The sequence below is a fragment of the Alloalcanivorax marinus genome, from assembly GCF_016906305.1.
In the GTDB taxonomy this organism is placed as follows: Bacteria; Pseudomonadota; Gammaproteobacteria; order Pseudomonadales; family Alcanivoracaceae; genus Alloalcanivorax; species Alloalcanivorax marinus.
Genome location: NZ_JADDOL010000016.1, coordinates 67344 through 88296, shown reverse-complemented (window position 1 = coordinate 88296; position 20953 = coordinate 67344). Strand labels below are relative to the sequence as shown.

The following is a 20953-nucleotide window of genomic DNA, read 5'->3' as shown; positions in this document are numbered from 1 at the left end:
ATACGCCGTTTCCCCAAGACACCTCGTCAACCTACGGGCTTTACGCATGAGCACTCAAAAACAGCAGCAATCACAGCTGAAGCAGTTGATCGCGCTGGGCAAGGAACAGGGTTACCTGACCTACGCCGAGGTGAACGACCATCTGCCCGAGTCCATCACGGACACGGATCAGGTGGAAGACATCATCCAGATGATCAACGACATGGGCATTTCCGTGGTCGAGAAAGCCACCGATGCCGATCAGATCATGATGGACGAGAGTGCCGAAAGCACCGACGAGATGGCCGCCGAGGAAGCCGCCGCCGTGCTCGCCTCGGTGGAGAACGAGCCCGGCCGCACCACCGACCCGGTGCGCATGTACATGCGCGAAATGGGCACCGTGGAGCTGCTCACCCGCGAAGGCGAAATCGAGATCGCCAAGCGCATCGAGGAAGGCACCCGCGAAGTCATGCACGCCCTGGCCTACTGGCCCGGCGCGGTGGACATGGTGCTCGATGAATACCAGCGCATCGTCGACGAGGAGCGCAAGCTCACCGACGTGATCGCCGGCTACCTGGACCCGGACGACGACGGCGCCGCGGCGACCAACGCCAACAAGGAACCCCGCTTCAGCCAGAAGAAAAAGGATGAAGAGGCCGCCGCCAAGGAAAAAGAGAAGGAAGACGAGGACGACGACGAGGAGTCCGACGACAAGGAATCCGACGACGACTCCGAGGAAGACGAGGGTGGTCTGGATCCGGTACTGGCCGCCGAGCGCTTCGCGGAACTGCGCAAGCGCCAGGAAAAAGCCCTGCGCTCACTGAAGCGCAACGGCCGCGACCACGCCAGCACCGCCAAGGCCCAGGAAGCCCTGGCCGAGCACTTCACCCTGTTCAAGCTGGTGCCGCGCATTTACGACGAGCTGCTCAACGCCGCCCGTAACCACCTGGACACCACCCGCAAGTTCGAGCGCCAGATCATGACCCTGGCGATCCGCCGCGCCGGCATGCCGCGCCGCGACTTCATCAAGGTGTTCCCGGGCAACGAAACCAACACCGACTGGGTGGACAGCCAGCTCAAGGGCAAGAAAGCCAAGGACTACGGCGACAAGCTGTCGCTGATGAAGGAAGACATCCAGCGCAACCAGCGCAAGATCAGCACGCTGGAAGAGATCGTCGGCCTGCCGGTGGCGGACATCAAGGAGATCAACCGCCGCATCTCCATCGGTGAAGCCAAGGCCCGCCGCGCCAAGAAGGAAATGGTCGAGGCCAACCTGCGTCTGGTGATCTCCATTGCCAAGAAGTACACCAACCGGGGCCTGCAGTTCCTGGACCTGATCCAGGAAGGCAACATCGGCCTGATGAAGGCGGTGGACAAGTTCGAATACCGTCGCGGTTACAAGTTCTCCACCTATGCCACCTGGTGGATCCGGCAGGCCATCACCCGCTCCATCGCGGACCAGGCCCGCACCATCCGGATTCCGGTGCACATGATAGAGACGATCAACAAGATCAACCGCGTGCAGCGCCAGATGCTCCAGGAAATGGGCCGCGAACCGACCCCGGAAGAACTGGGCCAGCGCCTGGAAATGCCGGAAGACAAAGTGCGCAAGGTGCTCAAGATCGCCAAGGAACCGATCTCCATGGAGACCCCCATCGGCGACGACGAGGACTCCAGCCTGGGCGACTTTATCGAGGACGGCAACATGGACTCCCCGGTGGACTCCGCCACCTCCCTGGGCCTGGAAGAAGCCACCCGGGAAGTGCTGGCCAACCTCACCGCCCGGGAAGCCAAGGTGCTGCGCATGCGCTTCGGCATCGACATGAACACGGACCACACCCTGGAAGAAGTCGGCAAGCAGTTCGACGTGACCCGGGAGCGGATCCGTCAGATCGAGGCCAAGGCCCTGCGCAAGCTGCGCCACCCCTCGCGCAGCGAGCACCTCCGCAGTTTCCTGGACGCGGACATGTAAGCTGGTTTATAACTACCGGCCCGGACGGCAACCCCGCCCGGGCCGTTTTATAAGAAGCGCCGGAAAGGCGCCACAAGGACGTAGAGACAGACACACAAAAGACACACGCCCTCCTTTTAAAGACAGCCAGACCGCTCAGCGGGCCTATAGCTCAATTGGTTAGAGCAGCGGACTCATAATCCGTTGGTTCCAGGTTCAAGTCCTGGTGGGCCCACCACATTCGATAGCGACTACCAGAAGCCATTACACACCCTTCATCAAAGAGTCAGGGGAGGAAACATGGCCATCCAACAGGGTATTTGGCGCGTCAACCCGGCTACGGGAAATGAGATCGCCGCACCACGACGCCTCAGCACCGCTCGGCTGGATGATGAGAACCAGCTGGAAGAGTTGATCGTCCGGGATGTTTCCATTCTCAATGCCGACTGGCTTCTGATCGGTCGTCAGGTCCGCACCGCCTTCGACAAGCGCATCGACCTGCTGGCCCTGGATGCCAATGGCAGCGTGATCATCATTGAGCTGAAGCGGGACAAGACACCCCGCGATGTGGTGGCCCAGGCCATCGACTATGCCTCCTGGGTGGAGACCCTGGAAGATTCGGATCTGGTGGATTGCTATGTGGATTTCGCCCACCGTCACCAGTTGCCGAACTCCAGTCTCGATGCCGCTTTCCAGGCGCGCTTTGGTCTGCCGCTTTCCGAGGTGAGCCTGAATGAATCCCACCAGATGGTGATCGTGGCGTCCGAGCTGGATGCCAGTTCGGAGCGGATCATCAATTACCTGAACAACCGCCATGGTGTCGGTATCAACGCGGTCTTTTTCTCCGCCTTCAGTGACGGCGACCAGCGCTATTTGTCCCGTGCCTGGATGATCGACCCGCAGGAGACGCAGCATCTCGCTAATACGCGAGGGGTGCGCCAGCCTTGGAACGGGGAGTTCTACGTCTCGTTCGGTACCGACTTTCGCCGGGACTGGGACGATGCTCGCCGCTACGGCTTCATCAGCGCTGGCGGTGGCACCTGGTATTCCAATACGCTCTGTATGCTGTCGGAAGGCGACCGTGTCTGGGTCAACATCCCCAAAACAGGCTATGTTGGCGTGGGTATCGTTACCGGTGAGCGCATGCCTTTGGCCGAGTTTATTGTAGAGGGGACGCCCCTGACGGAGCTTCAGAGCACCGTTGATTACAAGGCTCTGGCTTCTGAACCCGAGGAGACCACCGAGTACGTCGTGCCGATCCGATGGGAGCTGGCCGTTCCCGCCAGCCAGGCGTTTACGGAAACCGGGCTGTTCGGCAACCAGAATTCCGTTTGCAAGCCTACGACCGCCAAGTGGTCTCACACGGTTGAGCGACTTAAACAGGTTTGGCGGTACGGTTTGAAATAAGCCGGCCGCCCTCCCTGGCGCCAAGCTCATCCTTCATCCCGCTACTTTCTCTCCTTCTTATCTCTGCGTTTTTCCTTCAGCGTTTTCTTCGCTTTTTTCTTTTCTCTTTCCTTACTCATGATCCGACTCCCGCCAGGGTTCCACTCGTTTGATCAGGACACTGTATTCGTGGCCGAGAAATCTGGGGTGCACCATGTCGCCCACGCGGGCGCCAAACAGCGCCTCGCCGAAGGGCGAGAGGATGGAGATCAGGCGGCGGTTGGGCTTCGCGCGGGCGGGTTCCACCAGGACGAAGTCCATCTCGCCGCCGTGGTCCAGGTCGATGATCCAGACCCGGGTGTCGATGTCCGCGATCATCGCGCGGTCCCGCCGGTCCCTTCTTTGTTCCATTCTTGCCAACAAACCGCCGAGCAACGACGGGGACAACATCCACCATCCGCGAACGGACAGGTAGCCGCGCGCCTTCGCCGATAAACCGGGCAGGCGGCGTCGCGCACACAGGGGCGCCATCAGCACATCTCCTGATTGGAAATTAACGATATGGATAAAGCACGAAACGCCGGACGGGCGGACCCGTCCGGCTTAGGGGAGGAAGGTGGGGGAAACAGTCAGAAAAATGCGGCGGATAATCACGGCGTGCCTCGAACCATGAATGAACTCAACGCTCGACCATAGCCCAATAAAAAGATAAAGCAAGCCAGCCTGATAGCGTCGCCGTTCAGAACACGCCCTGGTCGATCATGGCGTCGGCGACACGGCGGAAGCCGGCGATGTTGGCGCCCAGGACCAGGTTGCCCGGCGCGTCGAATTCCCGGGCGGTGTCGCTGGCGCGGCGGTGGATGTCGCTCATGATGGCGCGCAGGGTACGGTCCACCTGCTCCGCGGGCCAGCGGGCCATGGCGGCGTTCTGCTGCATTTCCAGCTGACTGACGGCGACGCCGCCGGCGTTGGCGGCCTTGCCGGGGCCGTACTGAATGCCGGCGCGAAGAAACAGGGAAATCGCTTCGCGGGTGCAGGGCATATTGGCGCCTTCGCACACGCCGCGCACGCCGTTGGCGAGCAGGCCCTCCGCGTCGGCGCCGGTCAGTTCGTTCTGGGTGGCGCAGGGGAAGGCCAGATCGCCGGGCTGTTGCCAGACCGCCGAGCCACCGTTTTCGTAGGCCTCCGCCGGAACAAAGCGGGCGTCCCCGTGGCTGTCCAGGTAGGTCGCCAGCGGCGCGCGCTGCTGTTCCTTGAGGGTCTTCAGCAGCGGCACATCGAGCCCGGCGGGGTGGATCAGGGTGCCGCTGGAGTCGGAGCAGGTGATCGGCCGGGCGCCCAGTTCCGTCAGTTTCTCCAGGGTATAGAGCGCCACATTGCCGGCGCCGGACACCAGGCAGCGCTTGCCTTTCAGCGTCTCCCCTTTCTCCGCGAGCATGTTCTCGGCGAAATACACGCAGCCGTAACCGGTGGCTTCCTTGCGACCCAGGGAACCGCCCCAGCCCGGCGACTTGCCGGTGAGCACGCCCTCGAAGCGGCCACTCAGCCGCCGGTACTGGCCATAGAGGTAGCCGATTTCCCGTTGGCCCACACCGATATCCCCGGCGGGCACATCCAGGGTGGCGCCGATGTGGCGGTGCAGCGCGGTCATGAAGGCCTGGCAGAACGCCATGATTTCGCGCGGGGAGTGGCCTTTCGGGTTGAAGTCCGAGCCGCCTTTGCCGCCGCCCAGGGGCAGGCCGGTGAGGGCGTTCTTGAAGATCTGCTCGAAGCCGAGGAATTTGATGATGCCGCTGTTCACGCTGGGGTGAAAACGCAGGCCACCCTTATAGGGGCCCAGCGCCGAGTTGAACTGGACGCGGTAGCCTTTGTTGACCCGCACCACGCCGGCGTCATCGACCCAGGCCACCCGGAACAGAATCTGGCGCTCCGGCTCCACCAGGCGCTCCAGCACGCCCTCGTTGTGGTAGCGCGGCTCGGCGTCCAGCACCGGGGTCAATACCTCCAGTACCTCTTCCACGGCCTGATAAAACTCATTCTGCCCCGGGCTGCTTTGTCGCAGACCGGCCATGATGCTGGAAACCTGGCTCATAAAAACTCCCTGTAGCCACGAGCCGAACAATAAGGCGGCTCAAAAACAAAAGACGAAGAAAACGGGCGTCACCGCCCAAGCGGGTCCGGCCCTAAACCCCCAACCAGGAGAAAACCTGGCGCAGATAGGCGGTGCCGTTGTCGGCGCGCCAAACGCCGTGCGCCATGATCACCTTTTCCGGCCGCCAGGCAAGCATTTGCCGCACCCGGGCGCGGGCACGTCGGCGGCGCAGGATACTCAGCCGTACTTCCAGGGGCGCCTTGCCGGGCCGTTCGGTGATGCCCCAGAGCCGCGCGATCCAACGCTGCCAGGGCTTCCAGTGACGGCGCAGGAAATCGTCGCTGAACGCCTCGCTGAAGTCCGCCAGAATCGCCGTGCGCGACGGGCGGTGGAAGAACACCACTTCGTCGAGAAACAGGGCCTCGCGCAGCCAGATCTGATCCAGGGTGCCGGCCCAGGCCGCCGGCGGAGTGTCGTCCAGGGTACCGGTGAAGGTCAGATCGGGCCGCTTACGGCGGGTGGAGGCCGGGCCCCAGAGCTCGGCGTCCGGCCAGGCCCGCTGCCATTGCGCCAGGTACAGATGGTGCAGCTTGTTGGGGCTGACCAGATAGCGCACTGGCCCGAGTCCGTCGACGAAGGCCCGCAGCGCGTCGGTCAGGGGCACCGGCGACCACACCCAGAGCCCGCCGTCGGGCAGACGCACGATCACCGCGCGGGTGGGATAGGAGAGCCGGTAGAAGTCCACCACCGGGCCATCCACCAGCCACAGGTCCTCGCCGACCTGCACCGGGGTGTCATGGCGGCACTCCTGCCGGGCCGCGGGGGCCGGCTTCGCCGATCGTTTCATTGATCGCTCCTTACCAGAAAATGACCAGGCCGGAACGGGACCGGAGCCCGCCGTGCATCAGGCCGGCGCGGTGGAACCGTCAATACCCTCCACCAGGAAGAAGGGGCCCACCGACCCCTGTTGCCGGGCCGCCTTGAACGGCGCGTATTGTTCGCTCCGGTAAAAGCCTTCGGCCACTTCCCGGGACGGGAACTCGATGATCAGAAAGGTCTGCGGCGGCGTGCCCTCCCCTTCCAGTTGGTCCACCGCGCCGGTGCGCGCCAGATAGCGGCCGCCGGCCCGTTCCACCATGGGCGTGACCCCGGCCACGTAGTCCTTGATCCAGCCCGGGTCGGTGAAGTCGATCAGGGCCACGGCATAGCAAGTCATCGATTGATCCTCGTCGAAGCGAAAACCTGACTATCCCTCGCACCACCGGTGCCGGCAATGACCGTTTTGCCCGGCGGTTCCTGGCGGCGCCGGCGGCACCCCTGTTATAACGGGCGCCCCTTCGTCGATGGATGGACGCTGTGATTCCGGTCGCCTCTTTTTCTCCGCTTTTTCTCGGCCTGCTGACGCTGTCGATGCTGGCCGGGGCGGCGCTGGCGTTGTTCTGGCTGACGGTGCGGCTCCACCCGCGGGCGCGGCGCTGGCGCCAGCGGCACCGGCGCGCCGCGATGTGGCTGTCGGCGGGGCTGGGCGTTTTGTTCGTGCCCTATGTGGCCTGGCAGGCGTTGGGCCTGTGGGCGCTGGTCTCCGGGGTACGGCAGCAGGCGGCCCTGCAGGTGACTCTGGAAGCGCCGGCGCGGGTGGCCGGCATCGACATGCCCGCCGGCAGCAAGCTGGTGTTGAAGGAAAAAGACCGGCTGGAGAGTTTTGAGCGGGCGGCCTTCCCTACACCGGTGTCGGCCTACGGATTCCAGGCGTCGGCGGTGCGGCGTTTTCTGTACCTGGGCGAGGAGGGCCGGCACTACTACCCGCAACGGCTACGCATGACGCTGGCCGGTGATCAGGCGTGGGGTGGCTGGCACTGCGCCGGCGACCAACCGCTGACCGCGGACCTGGATCGTGACGGCACCCCGGAGTGGGTCAGCGGTTGCGTGCTGGCCGCCGGCAACCGGCTGGACGGCGCACCATTACCCGCGGCCAGTGCCCTGCGGGCCTCGCAAGGCACGATGTACGCCAACGGCCACCGGGACCCGGATCGTTGGCTGGTGGACATGCCCAAGGGCGAGGCGGTGCCGGTGGCCGGCGCCGTGCTCCAGGGGCGCGTCTACCTGGATGCGGAACATCGACCGGTGCGCGCCGAAGGCACCCTGGACGAAGCCTTTGCCCTGGGCACGCTGTCGTATCCCGAAGGCACCCGGCTGCGGGTGCGCTTCAAGGCGGGCCGGCCGGTGTCCTGGTGGTTCAACCCGGTCGGGGACCGCGCGGCGCGGCGAGATGATGGCACGCCGGTAGGCGCCGACCAGGCGGTCCACCAGGACCAGGAAGGCCGGGTACTGGACATCACCGCCCCTCAAAACGCCGGTTTCTTTCAAGCCACGCCGTTGCGCTAACACCCACCCACGCGCGGTCGAACCGCCGTTCCTGGCGGTCAGAGCCGTTCCCAGGCCCGTTGGGCGCGCAGCGCGCGAGCCTTGCCGGCCACCTGGAACAGGGGCCGGTCGCGGCGCCAGCGGTCGGCGGCGGCGTCGGTCTCGCCGTCCCAGAGGCCGTCCGCTTGCTGGTAGAGACTCTGGGTGCGGGCCAGGGCACCGGCCAGGGCCAGATGGGTGATCGGGTCGTCGGCGGGCCGATCGCTGAGGGTGGCCAGGGTCACCAGGCTGGCGGTCAGCGCTTCCGCGAAGTCCGCCGGCCAGCCGCGCGCCCGGGCTTCGCGCAGCAGCCAGCTCTGCACCGCCAGGGCGATAAAGGTGTCCTCCACGGTGCGGAAGGGTTTCACCACGGTGTCGTAGCCGTCACCGTCCAGCAGCGCGTCCCCGGGCACGGCCACCGCCTCGAAGGTGGCGGCGGTGTGGGGAATCTCCGGCACGAAGGCCAGCGGCGGTTTGTCCTGCAGGCGTACGCCGTCGGCGCCGGCGGGCACCCGCGCCACTTTCAACGCCGGGCGGTCGTCCTCCCGCGCTAGCCGCGCCACCACCAGCAGTTCATCGCACACCGGCCCCAGGGTGATCCAGCTTTTGGCGCCGTCCAGCCGCCAGCCGTCGCCGTCCGCGCGCAGGGTGGTGGCGATGTCCCGGGGCCGGTTGCCGCCCTCCTCGGTGGCGCACAGGGCCAGGCGGGCGCCGTGGTCGGGCGCCAGGCCGAAGTTCGCCAGCAGCCGGCGCAGGGCCGCCTGGTAGCCGGCGGCGAACGCCCAGCCCACCCGGTCGGCGGCGAAGCCGCCGTGCAGGGCCAGGGCCACCGGGTCGTCCTGCTCCGCCGACAGCGCCGCCCAGCCCCGGGTCCAGGCCGTCAGATCGTGGGGCGCGGTGACCGTGGCCGGCGCGCTCAGCAGGTCACGCAATGCCGCCCAACGCCCGCTCAAAACGCGGCCCGCCCGACGGAAGCGCCGCCGTCCACGCAGATCGTCTGGCCGGTCATGTAGCCGCTGTCCTCGCCGAGCATGAATTCCAGGGTGGCGGCGATTTCGCGGGGCTCGCCGAGTCGGTCCATGGGCACCATGGCCAGGTAGGCGGCTTCCCGGTCGCTGCCCTCGGGGTTGTTGGCGCGGAACAGTTCGGTCTCGATGGGGCCCGGGGCGATGGCGTTGACGGTGATGCCGGTGCGCGCCAGCTCCAGGGCCCAGGTGCGGGTGAAGTTGACCATGGCCGCCTTGGCGCTGCCGTAGGCGGTGCGCCCGGGCAGGCCGAAGATGGTCAGGCTGGAGACATTGACGATGCGGCCCCAGCCCCGTTCTTTCATGCCCGGCAGCAGCGCCTGGCTGGCCTGGATGGCCGGGTGCAGATGCAGGGCGTGGATGGCGTCGAAGGTGTCCAGATCGATCTCGCCCAGGGCCTGGGGCTTGATCATGCCCACGTTGTTGACCAGGCCGTCGAAGTCGAAGCGACCGGCCAGGTCGCTGAACACCGCCTCGGCCTGGTCCCGGTCACCCAGGTCGGCGCTGACCAGGGTGCCCGGAAAGTCCGGGTCGTCGCCCTGGCGGGCAATGCCCACCACGCCGTGGCCGGCGGCGGCCAGCCGCTCGGCGGTGGCGCGGCCGATGCCCTTGGTGGCACCGGTAATCAGGTAGGTGCGTTTCATGAAGCTCTCCCGTTTTTTTATTGATTCAGCTGTTGTTGATTCAGCCGCGCATCGGCCTGAGGGCGTCGGCCCAGCGCTTCAGCTCGTCAAGCATGGCGATGGCGGACTTCTCCTGGACGTCCTTGGCCTTGAAGGTGCCGTCCTCCAGCTGCTCCTGGACCATGGGCACCGCCACCTGCTCGATCAGCGGCATCATTTTCAAGGTCGTCAGGGTCGGTTTGGTGGCCTCCACGGAACGCATGCCGCCGGAGATGCCGCCGTAGCTGACGAAGGCCGCCGGCTTGTAGTTCCACTCGTGGTAGACGTAGTTGAGCGCGTTCAGCAGCGCCGGGGTGGGCCCGAAATTGTACTCCGGCACCACCAGCACATAGGCGTCCGCCTCGGCCACACTGGCCGCCCAGCGCTTGGTGTGTTCGTGCTGGTAGTTCTGCTGGCGGGGGTGATAGGGCTCGTCGAACACCGGCAGGTTGAAGTCCGCCAGGTCCACCCAGCGGGCGTCGAAATTGCCGTGGTGGCGGGCCAGCTCATAGAACCAGGTGCCCACGGCGGACCCCACCCGGCCGGGGCGGGTACTGGCGATGATCACGTTGAGGCGCAGCATGTTGGACTCCTTGTGCGATAACGGCGAAGAAAAACGGAACACCGGGTTTAGCACTATCCAGGCACCGGGCGCAACGGGGGCCGCTGGCCGCCACGCCACGGGCGCACTATTCTAGGCGCCATGTCCGACATCGCTCTGCCCCCTTGCCTGCACGATCTGGAAACCCTTGCCCGGGGCCCCGGCCTGGTGCTGGCGCGCTGCCGCTACCACCCCGAGGCGTTCGCCGAGCAGGCCTTCGAGCAGGCCGGCATTCCGCTGCCCGCCGGGCTGGGGCGGGCGGTGGCCAAACGCCGCGCCGAGTACCTGGCCGGCCGGGTATGCGCCCGCGCCGCCCTGCGCCGGGCACCGGGCCTGGACGCGGTGCCCGGCACCGGCGATGACCGGGCGCCGCGCTGGCCGGCCGGGGCGGTGGGCGCCATCACCCATTCCCACGGCGAGGCCGCCGCGCTCACCGGCGACGCCCGCCAGTGGCGGGGCCTGGGCCTGGACCGGGAGCGCTGGCTGGCGCCGGCGCGGGCGGCGCGGCTGCGCGACGAGCTGCTGACCCCGGCGGAGCGCGACACCCTGACCGGCCTGTCCGGGCAGGACCTGGCCCGCCGCGTCACCCTCACGTTTTCGGTGAAGGAGAGCCTGTTCAAGGCGCTCTACCCGCTCACCGGCCGGCGTTTCTATTTTCAGGACGCCGCCCTGGAAGGCGACCGGATCCGGCTGCTCACCGGACTGTCCGCGGACTGGCGCGCCGGTGACAGCCTGGCGTTCGGGGTGGAAGAAGACCCGGCGGGCCTGCTCAGCTGGATCACCGTGCCCGCATAAAAAAACGCGGCCCGGAGGCCGCGTTGTTGTTGCCGGGGCGGGCGATTATTCCGCGCAGAACAGATTGCCCTCGTCCCGCCGGCTGATCCGCACCAGATCCACCGCGCCGGTAAAGCCCGCGCCGACCACGGCGCCCAGCGTGCCACTGCTCAGCACCGGCTGGCCCGGCGCCACGTCGAACCCTTCCACGGTGTCGCAGTCCACCGCCAGCGTCACCCGCTGGCCGTCGGCGGCCAGCTGGATTTCCCGCCAGCCGTCGCCCGCGTCCAGAGCGGTGAGCAGCCGGCGGTTCTGCGACGGCAGCTCCACCAGCAGGCGGTCGCGGGCCAGGCTGATGCGCAGCGCGGTGCCGCCCTCGCCGGCCAGCGCCAGCACCGGTACCGCATCGGCCTGATCGGTGCGGGCGCGCAGGTGCAGGGTGAACCGTTCGCCGATCACGCTGTTGTTCAGCGAGCCGGTGTCGCGGGTGGCCAGGCGGTAGTCGTCGGCGAACACCGCCACGCGCGCCACCTCACCGCCGTCGGCCAGGGTCGGCGCCGCCGGCTGATCGTCGGCGTCCAGTCCGTACAGCGGATCGCCGTAGGGCGAATGGTCATTGATGCAGGGGCCGTCGCAGTCGTCCTGGGCGTCCATCACCCAGAAGCCCAGCACGTAGCCGTCCACCGGCATGTACTCCACCGGCGTCGGGTCGTCCCGGTCCACATAGCGGGTGTCGTCGTCGCCACCGCAGGCCGCCAGGGCGGCGGCGAGCAGCGTGATCGGCAAAGCGTTTCTCAGTTTCATCGCGGCTCTCCTCAGCGGTCGGTGCGCGGGTGCAGGGTGACGTCGTCCACCACGGTGCCGTCCAGGGTGCGGGTCAGCACATGCATGGCCTCGCCCTGAATGTCCAGGGTGGTGTAGGTATTGACGTTGTCGTCGAACAGCACGTCGGCGAGCAGGGCGATGCCGCCGCCGTTGTTGTCGTAGTACTTGGCGGAGTCGGAGCCGGCGATCAGATAGGTGGCGCCGCCCGGTGCCGGCTTGCCGGCGGTCAGCGGCAGACTGCGCGAGTACATGTGGTCGTGGCCGGAGAGCACCAGGTCGATGCCGGTTTCATCCACCACCGCCGGAATATAGGCCTGGGAACGGCCGTTGCCGGAGGCGGCGTTGCCGTTGTACGGCGGGCGGTGCACCATCAGGATCTTCCAGGTGGCGTCGCTGGCGTTCATGTCGCGGCGCAGCCAGTCCATCATCACCGGCCAGTCCGCCTCGCTTTGCAGCTCCGAGGTGATCACGGCGATGTGCGCCGGGCCGCGATCGAAGCTGTAGACCGCGTCGTCATAGGGCGCCGGCAGACCGCTGTCATTGCCCGGTAGCGGGATCAGGTCGGCGAACTTCTCGGCGCCTTCGTTGTAGACCTCGTGGTTGCCCTGGGCCGGCACGAACGGATGGGAGGCCAGCATGTCGTCGCCTTCCAGCGCCTCGAAGAACAGCCGCACCAGCCGGTAGTCGGTCAGGTCCTCGGTGAAGTCGCCCACGTGCAGAATCAGGTCGCCGTCCGGCAACTGGGCCTGCATCTTCCGGTACAGCTCGGTGACCAGACCACTGCCGTTGAACAGGTTGTCGTTGGACACCGTCTGGGTGTCGCCGAACAGATGGATGCGCACCCGGTCGTCGCCGTCGTCAGTGGCGAACCGGAAAGTCTCACTCATGGCCCCGTCGGCGCCCACCCGATACTGATAGTCGGTACCGGCCCGCAAGCCGTCCAGGGTGGCCCGGTGCACGCGCACCACGCCGGCTTCGCTGCCGTAGAAGAACGGCACGATGCGCGATTCGCCGGTGATCTCGCGATCCAGGCCGCCAACGCCGAAGCGCACCCGGGAGTCGGTCACGGTGCTGGCGGTGAACCAGGCCACGTTCATGGCGGTGGCGTCCCGGCCGGGGGTGAGGAACACGTAGCGCGGCGTCTCGCCGAGCCGCTCGACCAGCGCCCGCACGTCGGTCATCAGCGAGGAACCCTGGCCGTTGTAGGCGCGGAACAGCAGCGATTGGGTGCCGGCGGCGGCCGGCAGGGTGACGTTCAGCCGGCCCTCCGCATCGGTGTCGCCGAGCACCGTGACATCGCTGATCTGATCGGTGCCGCTGTTATAGCGGAAGGTTTCCAGGGTCACGCCGGGCGCCGGATTGCCGGCCTGATCCACCACCAGCATCCGCGTGCTTTCCCCTTCGATGCCCCAGTCGGTGAGCAGGCGGTAACGGCTGCCCACTTCCTTGCGCACCACCGGGTGATGGAAGGTGTCACCGTCCAGGGTGCCGTTCACCACCACCGACACGAAGGTGTTCTGAATGTAATCGCGTACCCGCAGGTTCAGGTAGGCGACCACGCCGGTGGCGTCGCTGAAGCCGGTGAACCGGCCCTGCCAGCGGCCACTGGTCTCGCTGACGCCGGTGGCGGTGAGGTCCCCGTCTTCCACGGTCATGGTGGCTTTGGTGCTGTCGTAGTCCAGAGTCAGGGACAGGTCATTGAACGCCCCGGCACCCACCGCGCGGATCGGGATGCTGAACGTGCCGCCCGGGTAGAGCTGGACGTTGTCGCTGTCGATATAGAGACGGGGCGCGCCGGTGACCACATTGAACAGGTAATTGCCGGCGGTGACGTTGCCGTTGATGTCGAACAGGCGGTAGTCCACCCGGTGCCAGCCGTCATCCAGGCCGGCGGCCTGATAGCGGATCCGGTCGCTGCCGTTGTTGGTCAGGTCGGCGGACACGTCACGACCGTCCAGGGTCAGTTGGCTGGCCGCGAAGTCCACGCCGGACGCGTCGTTCACCTGCAGGGCGATCAGCGGGTCGGCGCTGTCCACGGTATCGCCGGACGCCGGCGTGGCGGTGACGCCCGGGCCGGCCAGGTCGGTGTCGTCGCTGTAGATGGCGGTGAAGTTATCGAGCACCACCTGGGAATCGATGCGCTCGGCGGTTTTCAACACCAGGAAGCGGAACGGCTGATAAAAGGTCAGCGGCTCGCGGTAGCCGCTGCCGATGCTGGCCTTCATAAAGTGCCAGCCGCGCTCCGGCAGCTGCTCGCCGTCGTTGTTGTAGTTGATGGTGACGGTCTTGCCGTCCGCGTCCTTGAGGCTGCCCCGCACCCACCAGACCTTGCCGGCCAGTTCATCGGGAATGTACACGTTCACGCCCAGGTATTTCGGATAGCCCGGCAGTTCGGTGACACCGCCGGGGTCGGTGAGGTAGGCACCGAAGGTGCCGGGCTGGTCCGGGTTGGCCTCCCAGCGCAACGCCATGGAATGGGCGCCGTCGAACACCTGGTCCTGGACGCGCTCGATCTCCACCCGGCGATGGCGCGCGCCGGCGGCCTGGAACATGCTCACGTCGCCCTCGAAATCGGCGACGATCTCCGGCGCCACGCCGATATTGATGGTGAGCGCGGCGCTCTTGCCAGCGGCGCTGACGGTGACCGTGCACTGGCGGCCCTGCACCGGGGCGGTGGTGACCTCGCCGGTGTCGGCGTTCACCTGGCACAGGGCGGCGTCGTCCACCTGATACGCCAGCGCCTCGGCGGAGAAGGTCACCGCCTCGCCCTGGCTGATCAGTTGCGGTTGCAGCGCCACGGTGGCGCCACTGTCCACGGCGATGGCGGCGCTGGCGAAACGGATCTCGTCCAGTTCCGCGGTGACGCGGACCCGGGCCACGCCTTTACGGTCCCCGACTTGCACCACCACATAGCCTTCGTGGTTACCGTCACCGGCCCGGAAGGCACCGGTGCGGGCGTCGATCAGACCCAGGCCGGCGTCGCTGATGCCGTATTCCGGCACCTCGCCGCCGCGCTCCCAGGACCCGGCGTCATAGCCCACGCCCTTGAAGCGCCGGTAGGTGGAACCGGCCATCAGGGTAATGGTGCGCGGGTAGACCGCCACCGCGTCGCTGGCCGCGCGGGCCCGCTCGGTGTTGAGCGCCAGCCCCCACTTGGTGGCGGTGACGCGCTCGCCGCCATCGGACGGGGTATTGAGCAGATAGGTGTAGCGTTCGCCGGGCAGGCGCGCCGCCAGCGTGGTGGAGCCGCCGCCGTCCAGATTGATGGCGCGGTCGGCGCCGTAGGCGATCATCAACTGGCCCAGCTTGGTTTCGGTGATGCCGTCGGTGAGCGAGCCCACCGGCTTGTCCACCACCAGGAAGAAATAGCTGCCGTCGGCGCGCACGCCGAAGGCGGTGCGGCCGCTGATCGCGTTCTCGTTCTGGTTGTCGCCAAGCTGGCCGTTCTCCACCAGCAGGCCCCGACCAAAGCCGGCGCCCAGGGCGCTTTTCACCTCGGCCCAGTCCGGGTCGTCGGTTTCATAGCGGATGTCCACCCGGGCGCCGCTGTTCAGAGCGCCGTCGTCCACCAGCAGGGCGTGGCCGGCGGGGATCACATAGCCGTCGCGGTCCTCGACGCGGCCCACCACGGTGCCACTCAGCGGCGGCAGCTGGGCACTGATGCCGCCGTGTTCCAGGGTCACCACGCTGATGCCGTTGGCTTCCGCCTTCACCAGCGCGGCGGAGCGACCGGTCAGGTCCACGGTGCCCCGGTAACTTTCCGCCAGGTACAGTTCCACCTCGCCGTTGCCCCGGCTGAAGCCGGTGTTCACCTGGGTGGCGTTGTCGAAGTAGTGCACCGTGCCCAGCTCACCCAGGGCGCTGCCGTCCTGATAGAGGTTGAGTGTGAAGGTGGGTACGTCCCGCAGAATATCGGCGCGGCCGTCCTGGTAGACCACGATCAGATCTTCGTTGCGATCGGAGAAGCCGGTGTAGGTAACCCCATCCTTCTTGATCAGGCCGCTGTTCCAGCCCTGGGTCATGCTGTAGGGATCCGCGTTCACCGCCAGGATCAGGTTGTCGCCGTTGTCGATGGCGTGATTGGCCGAGGTGGTGGTGCGCTCGAAGGAGAACTGCCCCCGCGAGCGGGTCACCGGCACCAGCGACAGGCTGTCGCCGAGATTGAACTCGGCGCTGATAATGGCTTCGTCGCGGGTGTGGTTGAGCCGGCCCCGGGTGATCGTCAGATCCCGGTTCACCGCGTAGCGGTGGAAGTCGGTGATCTCGGTGGGCACGGTTTCCCGGGCGGTGGTGCCGGACACGGTGGGCGGGGTGGCCGGCGCGAACTGCGCCTCGGCGTCCTCCGGTGGCGCGATCACGTTGGCGGTGAACGATTCCGCGCCGGACAGATCCTCCACATAGGGCACATCCACTGCCCGATCACGATAGACGGTATCGGTATCACCGCCGCAGCCGCTCAGCGCGGCGACGGCCAACAAGCTTAACGGGGCCACGCCTGCGTGGCGCCACCTGGGACGACTGCTCACCGTTTTTTCTCCCGGTCATTATCGGTAAAGGGACCAAACGAAGCCGGTACGGTAGTGGCCGCCTGTTGCAGAGCGGTGACCCGGGGATGACAGGGTTTATGTCAGTGATTTCGTCCCATGGGGCGGGATAAAGAACAAAAAAAGCGGCCCGGAGGCCGCTTCTTCAGAGGGTCGGAGTTGTCGGTTCAGAACAGGTCCTGGTCCAGGCTCATCAGGGTGGCCGGGCCGGCCTTGATCTGTTCCGCCAGGGCGCCGGCGCGGGGCAGCAGACGCTCGAAGTAGAAACGCCCCACGGTGAGCTTGGCGCGGCCGAAGTCGTCGTCCCGTTGCGCGGCGGTGACCATCATGCGCGCCCACAGCCAGGCGTAGGTGACATAGCCGAACAGGTCGAGATACTCCACCGCGCTGGCGTTGACCATGTCCGGGTCGTCGCCGGCCTGGCGCAACAGTTCGGCGGTGGTGCTTTCCAGCAGGTCCACGGCGGCCACCAGCCGTTCGCGGATGCTGTCCAGCCCCTGCTCGTTGGCGTTGTCATCGATCCAGCCGCGCACGTCGGCCAGGAAGGCGTCCACGTACTTGCCGCCGTTGCGGGTCACCTTGCGGCCCGCCAGATCCAGCGCCTGAATGCCGTTGGTGCCTTCGTAGATTTGCGAGATGCGGCAGTCGCGCACGAACTGTTCCATGCCCCACTCGCGCACGTAACCGTGGCCGCCGAACACCTGCTGGCCGATCACCGTGGTGTCGAAGCCGCGGTCGGTGAAAAACGCCTTGGCGATGGGGGTGAGCAGCGCCACCCGGTCCTGGGCCGCTTTCTGCTCGGCGTCGTTTTCGGAGAACTTGGCCTTGTCCAGTTCCATGCCCACGTAGGTGGACAGGGCGCGGCCGCCCTCGTTCAGGGCGCGCATGGTCAGCAGCATGCGGCGCACGTCGCCGTGCACGATGATCGGGTCGGCGTTGCCGCCTTCGTTCTGGACACCGGTGGCGGCGCGGCCCTGCAGGCGCTCGCGGGCGTAATCGGCGGCGCTCTGGTAGCTCACCTCGCCCAGGCCCAGGCCCTGAATGCCGATGGACAGACGCTCGTAGTTCATCATGGTGAACATGGCGGCCAGCCCCTGGTTGGGCTCGCCGATGATCCAGCCTTTGGCGTCGTCGAAGTTCATTACGCAGGTGGCGGAACCCTTGATGCCCATCTTGTGTTCGATGGAGCCGGCGGCCACGCCGTTGCGTTCACCCGGGTTGCCGTCCGCGTCGGGCAGGAACTTGGGCACCAGGAACAGGGAAATGCCCTTGGAACCGGCGGGGGCATCGGGCAGTTTGGCGAGCACCAGGTGGATGATGTTGTCCACCAGGTCGTGTTCACCGCCGGTGATAAAAATCTTGGTGCCGGAAATATTGTAGGAGCCGTCGTCGTTGGGCACGGCCTTGGTGCGCATGATGCCCAGGTCGGTGCCGCTGTGCGGTTCGGTGAGGCACATGGTGCCGCTCCACTCGCCGCTGTACAGCTTGGGCAGGTAGGCCTGTTTGAGTTCGTCGCTGGCGTGGGCATCCAGACACAGGGTGGCGCCGTTGGTCAGCGCCGGATAAAGCGCGAATGAGGAGTTGGCGCTGTGCATCATTTCCTCGAACAGCACCGCCAGGGATTTGGGCATGCCCTGGCCACCGAATTCCGGATTGCCGGAGAACGCGGTCCAGCCGTTTTCGGCGTAGGTTTTGAACGCTTCCTTGAAACCTTTCGGCGTGGTGACCTGCCCGTTGTCGAAGTGACAGCCTTCTTCATCGCCGTCGCGGTTCAACGGAAAGAGCAGGTTTTCCACCATTTTGCCCGCTTCATCCAGAATCGCGTCGGACAGATCGCGGGTGACCTCGGCGGTGGCGGGCATGGACGCCCACAAACGGTCAGCCTGAAATACATCGTTCAAAATGAAACGCATGTCTTCCAACGGCGCTTTGTAGGTAGCCATGAACAATCTCCCGAAACGTGGCGGTTGCGGGAGCCTAGTTTAGTCGCGGCGAACGGGGCGTAAACGTTTATTTGTGACCCGCCGTTCATCCTCAACGGTGGGTTCCGGGCGGCGCCACATCCACAGCAGCAGCCCGCAAAGAAACAGCGGCACGCCGATTTTCACGCTGTTCGGCGCGCCGGAAAGGGCGATCAGCACCACGCTGATCAGCATCACCGTGGAAGCGGCGCATTTGGCGCGGCGCGACATGGCGCCCTGCTCCCGCCACAGCACGATGGGCGGGCCGAAGCGGGGGTGATTGAGCAGCCAGTGTTCCAGACGCGGCCAGCCCCGGGTGCCCGCCCAGGCGGCGATCAACATGAACACGGTGGTCGGCATGCCCGGCACCACCACGCCGATCAGCCCCAGGGCCACGCAAAGCAGTGCCAGACCGCGCCAGAGAAAAGTACGCAACATGAACGCAGTATAAGCCACAAAAAAGCCCCGCCGAAGCGGGGCTTTTTCAGGGTCATGCCGAAGCAGGCCGGATCAGAACGCGAAGTGTTCCTGGTCCAGTTCCATCAGGCAGTCGAGACCGCCTTCGATGGCGCCCTTGTGACCCGCCGCGCGCGGCAGGATGCGCTTCATGTAGAAGCGGGCGGTGCTGATCTTGGCCTTGTAGAAGTCCTCGTCGCCGGTACCGGCGGCCAGTTGCTCCTGGGCCTTGGCGGCCATCCGCGCCCACAGGTAGGCGAGGGTCACGTAGCCGGAGTACATCAGGTAGTCCACCGAGGCGGCGCCCACGTAGTCCGGGTTCTGCATGGCCTGCATGGCGATCGCCTGGGTCAGCTCGCCCCACTCGCGGTTGTAGTGGGCCACCGGGTCGATCAGCTCCTTGAGCTCACCGTTGTCGGCGTGGGCTTCGCAGAACTTGTGCACGATCTTGGTGAAGTTCCGCAGGGCCTGGCCCTGGGTCATCATCACCTTGCGGCCCAGCAGGTCCAGCGCCTGGATGCCGGTGGTGCCTTCGTAGAGGGTGGAGATGCGCGCGTCGCGCACGTTCTGCTCCATGCCCCACTCGCGGATGAAACCGTGGCCGCCGTAGATCTGCACGCCATGGTTGGCCGCTTCCAGGCCCACCTCGGTAACGAACGCCTTGGCGATCGGGGTGAGCAGCGCCATCAGGTCGTGGGCCTGCTCACGCTCGGCGTCGTCCCGGGCCAGTTTCACCTGGTCACCGAGCTGGGCGCACAGGTAGACCAGCGCGCGGCCGCCTTCGGCGAAGGCCTTGGAGGTGAGCAGCATGCGGCGCACGTCCGGATGCACGATGATCGGGTCCGCCGGGCCGTCCGGGTTTTTCGGGCCGGACAGGCTGCGCATGGCGAGCCGCTCCTTCGCGTAGGCCAGACCGCCCTGGAAGCCCAGCTCGGCGTGGGCCACGCCCTGGATGGCGGTGCCCAGGCGGGCGAAGTTCATAAAGGTGAACATGCAGTTCAGGCCTTTATTTTCCGGGCCGATCAGGTAACCGGTGGCGCCGTCGAAGTTCATCACGCAGGTGGCGGAGGCCTTGATGCCCATCTTGTGCTCGATGGAGCCGCAGGCCACGGCGTTGCGCTCGCCCACGGCGCCGCTGCCGTCGGTGAGGAACTTGGGCACGATGAACAGGGAAATGCCCTTGGTGCCTTTGGGCGCATCGGGAAGACGCGCCAGCACGATGTGCACGATGTTCTCGGCCATGTCGTGCTCGCCGGCGGAGATGAAGATCTTGGTGCCGGTGATGCTGTAGCTGCCGTCGGCGTTGGGCTCGGCCTTGGTTTTCAGGATGCCCAGGTCGGAACCGCAGTGCGGCTCGGTCAGACACATGGTGCCGGTCCATTCACCGCTGGTCAGCTTGGGCAGATAGGCGTTCTTCTGCTCGTCGGTGCCGTGCTCCTCGATGGTGGCCACGGCGCCGTGGGACAGGCCCGGATACATGCTCCAGGACCAGTTGGCGGTGCCGGTCATTTCGGAAATGGCGATGCTGGCGGAGCCCGGCAGGCCCTGGCCGCCGAATTCCGGATCGCCGTTGATGGCCGGCCAGCCGCCTTCCACGTACTTGGCGTAGGCCTCCTTGAAGCCCTTCGGCGTGGTCACCACGCCGTCCTCGAAGTGGCAGCCTTCCTCGTCGCCGGACCGGTTCAGGGGAGCCAGTTCGTTCTCGGAGAATTTGGCGCCTTCCTCGAGAAAGGCATTGAGCAGTTCGCTGTTCACCTCTTCCAGACCCAGCTTGGCGTAATGGCCATCCAGGTCCAGCACTTCGTTGAGCACGAAGCGCATATCGCGCAGGGGAGCTTTGTACTCGGGCATGATCTGGTCTCCCGGGAATGAGTCGTCGTTAAGTGGGAAAACCGGCCCCGGAACGGGCTGTGACAGAGGCAGCGGGCGGGGGCGGGTCCATCGTCAGGACGGAAATGTTAGCCGTGCCCCCGAGCCGCTGCCCACAACTATTTGTGACCCGTAAGTCAAACAAGCGTTTGAAATCACTTTTGTCCGACAACACTGGTATAGTCCGCCCCCAGAGCCCCGTTATTCTCGGGCTCCCGACAGGAGTACCGCCCCATGATCGACCCCAATCTGCTGGACATTCTGGTCTGTCCGGTGAGCAAGGCGCCGTTGATCTACGACGAGCAACGCGCCGAATTGAAATGCAAGGCCAGCGGGCTGGCCTACCCGGTGCGCGACGGCATTCCGGTGATGCTGGAAGAAGAAGCGCGCCCCCTGGACGACGACGAACTGCGCGCGCTCTGACC

General features: G+C 66.1%; 17 protein-coding genes and 1 tRNA gene. 6 read left to right on the top strand and 12 right to left on the bottom strand.

The features are described from left to right. The first annotated feature begins 46 nt into the window (after positions 1 to 46). From rpoD to IM760_RS13775, 3 genes are all read left to right on the top strand, one after another. Entirely contained in the window at positions 47 to 1951 is a 1905-nt protein-coding gene (gene rpoD / locus IM760_RS13785; protein WP_204430315.1) for an RNA polymerase sigma factor RpoD, read from the top strand. A gap of 140 nt (positions 1952 to 2091) precedes the next feature. After that, positions 2092 to 2168 (top strand) — tRNA-Ile (locus IM760_RS13780). A gap of 62 nt (positions 2169 to 2230) precedes the next feature. After that, on the top strand, positions 2231 to 3337 hold the full coding sequence (locus tag IM760_RS13775) for an endonuclease NucS domain-containing protein (RefSeq protein ID WP_204430314.1): 1107 nt from the start codon (positions 2231 to 2233) through the stop codon (positions 3335 to 3337). Between the two features lie 111 nt (positions 3338 to 3448). Here the strand turns inward: IM760_RS13775 and IM760_RS13770 are convergent, their stop codons facing one another. From IM760_RS13770 to IM760_RS13755, 4 genes are all read right to left on the bottom strand, one after another. Then, positions 3449 to 3694 carry a GreA/GreB family elongation factor gene (locus IM760_RS13770; RefSeq protein WP_204430311.1) on the bottom strand — a complete coding sequence of 82 codons (246 nt, stop codon included), beginning with the start codon at positions 3692 to 3694 and terminating at the stop codon, positions 3449 to 3451. Positions 3695 to 4055: 361 nt separating this feature from the next. After that, the gene (gene gdhA, locus IM760_RS13765) at positions 4056 to 5408 is read right to left on the bottom strand and encodes an NADP-specific glutamate dehydrogenase (protein ID WP_204430310.1); all 1353 of its coding nucleotides are present in this window, start codon (positions 5406 to 5408) and stop codon (positions 4056 to 4058) included. Between the two features lie 91 nt (positions 5409 to 5499). Next, on the bottom strand, positions 5500 to 6255 hold the full coding sequence (locus tag IM760_RS13760) for a DUF4336 domain-containing protein (RefSeq protein ID WP_204430308.1): 756 nt from the start codon (positions 6253 to 6255) through the stop codon (positions 5500 to 5502). Between the two features lie 57 nt (positions 6256 to 6312). Continuing rightward, positions 6313 to 6624: a DUF1330 domain-containing protein gene (locus tag IM760_RS13755; RefSeq protein WP_204430307.1), complete on the bottom strand. Its 312-nt coding sequence runs from the start codon at positions 6622 to 6624 to the stop codon at positions 6313 to 6315. 140 nt (positions 6625 to 6764) lie between these two features. Here IM760_RS13755 and IM760_RS13750 point away from each other — a divergent pair, with 140 nt between their 5' ends. Continuing rightward, on the top strand, positions 6765 to 7793 hold the full coding sequence (locus tag IM760_RS13750) for a hypothetical protein (protein WP_204430306.1): 1029 nt from the start codon (positions 6765 to 6767) through the stop codon (positions 7791 to 7793). A gap of 38 nt (positions 7794 to 7831) precedes the next feature. Here the strand turns inward: IM760_RS13750 and IM760_RS13745 are convergent, their stop codons facing one another. From IM760_RS13745 to IM760_RS13735, 3 genes are read right to left on the bottom strand one after another with little or no spacing between them, the layout of a single operon-like run. Further along, positions 7832 to 8764 (bottom strand): acyl-CoA dehydrogenase family protein, encoded by a 933-nt coding sequence (locus tag IM760_RS13745; RefSeq protein WP_204430305.1) that lies wholly within the window; start codon positions 8762 to 8764, stop codon positions 7832 to 7834. Next, the gene (locus IM760_RS13740; RefSeq protein WP_204430304.1) at positions 8761 to 9480 is read right to left on the bottom strand and encodes an SDR family oxidoreductase; all 720 of its coding nucleotides are present in this window, start codon (positions 9478 to 9480) and stop codon (positions 8761 to 8763) included. The genes IM760_RS13745 and IM760_RS13740 overlap by 4 nt, the downstream gene beginning before the upstream one ends. A 40-nt stretch (positions 9481 to 9520) precedes the next feature. Then, complete coding sequence (locus tag IM760_RS13735; protein ID WP_204430303.1) at positions 9521 to 10081, bottom strand: NADPH-dependent FMN reductase; 561 nt, start codon at positions 10079 to 10081, stop codon at positions 9521 to 9523. 120 nt (positions 10082 to 10201) lie between these two features. Here IM760_RS13735 and IM760_RS13730 point away from each other — a divergent pair, with 120 nt between their 5' ends. Then, entirely contained in the window at positions 10202 to 10894 is a 693-nt protein-coding gene (locus tag IM760_RS13730; protein WP_204430302.1) for a 4'-phosphopantetheinyl transferase family protein, read from the top strand. A gap of 45 nt (positions 10895 to 10939) precedes the next feature. Here the strand turns inward: IM760_RS13730 and IM760_RS13725 are convergent, their stop codons facing one another. The 5 genes from IM760_RS13725 to IM760_RS13705 all read right to left on the bottom strand — a co-directional run bounded on the left by IM760_RS13725 (position 10940) and on the right by IM760_RS13705 (position 20510). After that, positions 10940 to 11677, bottom strand: a complete 738-nt coding sequence (locus IM760_RS13725; RefSeq protein WP_204430296.1) for a LamG domain-containing protein — start codon at positions 11675 to 11677, stop codon at positions 10940 to 10942. An 11-nt stretch (positions 11678 to 11688) separates the two neighbouring features. Then, positions 11689 to 16176 (bottom strand): phosphodiester glycosidase family protein, encoded by a 4488-nt coding sequence (locus IM760_RS13720; protein ID WP_204430295.1) that lies wholly within the window; start codon positions 16174 to 16176, stop codon positions 11689 to 11691. A gap of 233 nt (positions 16177 to 16409) precedes the next feature. Next, positions 16410 to 18185, bottom strand: a complete 1776-nt coding sequence (locus IM760_RS13715) for an acyl-CoA dehydrogenase C-terminal domain-containing protein (protein WP_204430291.1) — start codon at positions 18183 to 18185, stop codon at positions 16410 to 16412. A 39-nt stretch (positions 18186 to 18224) separates the two neighbouring features. Further along, positions 18225 to 18641, bottom strand: coding sequence for a YbaN family protein (locus IM760_RS13710; protein ID WP_204430290.1), 417 nt, complete (start codon positions 18639 to 18641; stop codon positions 18225 to 18227). A gap of 72 nt (positions 18642 to 18713) precedes the next feature. Beyond that, positions 18714 to 20510 (bottom strand): acyl-CoA dehydrogenase C-terminal domain-containing protein, encoded by a 1797-nt coding sequence (locus IM760_RS13705; RefSeq protein ID WP_204430288.1) that lies wholly within the window; start codon positions 20508 to 20510, stop codon positions 18714 to 18716. 252 nt (positions 20511 to 20762) lie between these two features. Between IM760_RS13705 and IM760_RS13700 the strand changes: the two genes are divergently transcribed. Beyond that, entirely contained in the window at positions 20763 to 20951 is a 189-nt protein-coding gene (locus IM760_RS13700; RefSeq protein WP_204430286.1) for a Trm112 family protein, read from the top strand. The last annotated feature ends 2 nt before the right edge of the window (positions 20952 to 20953 follow it).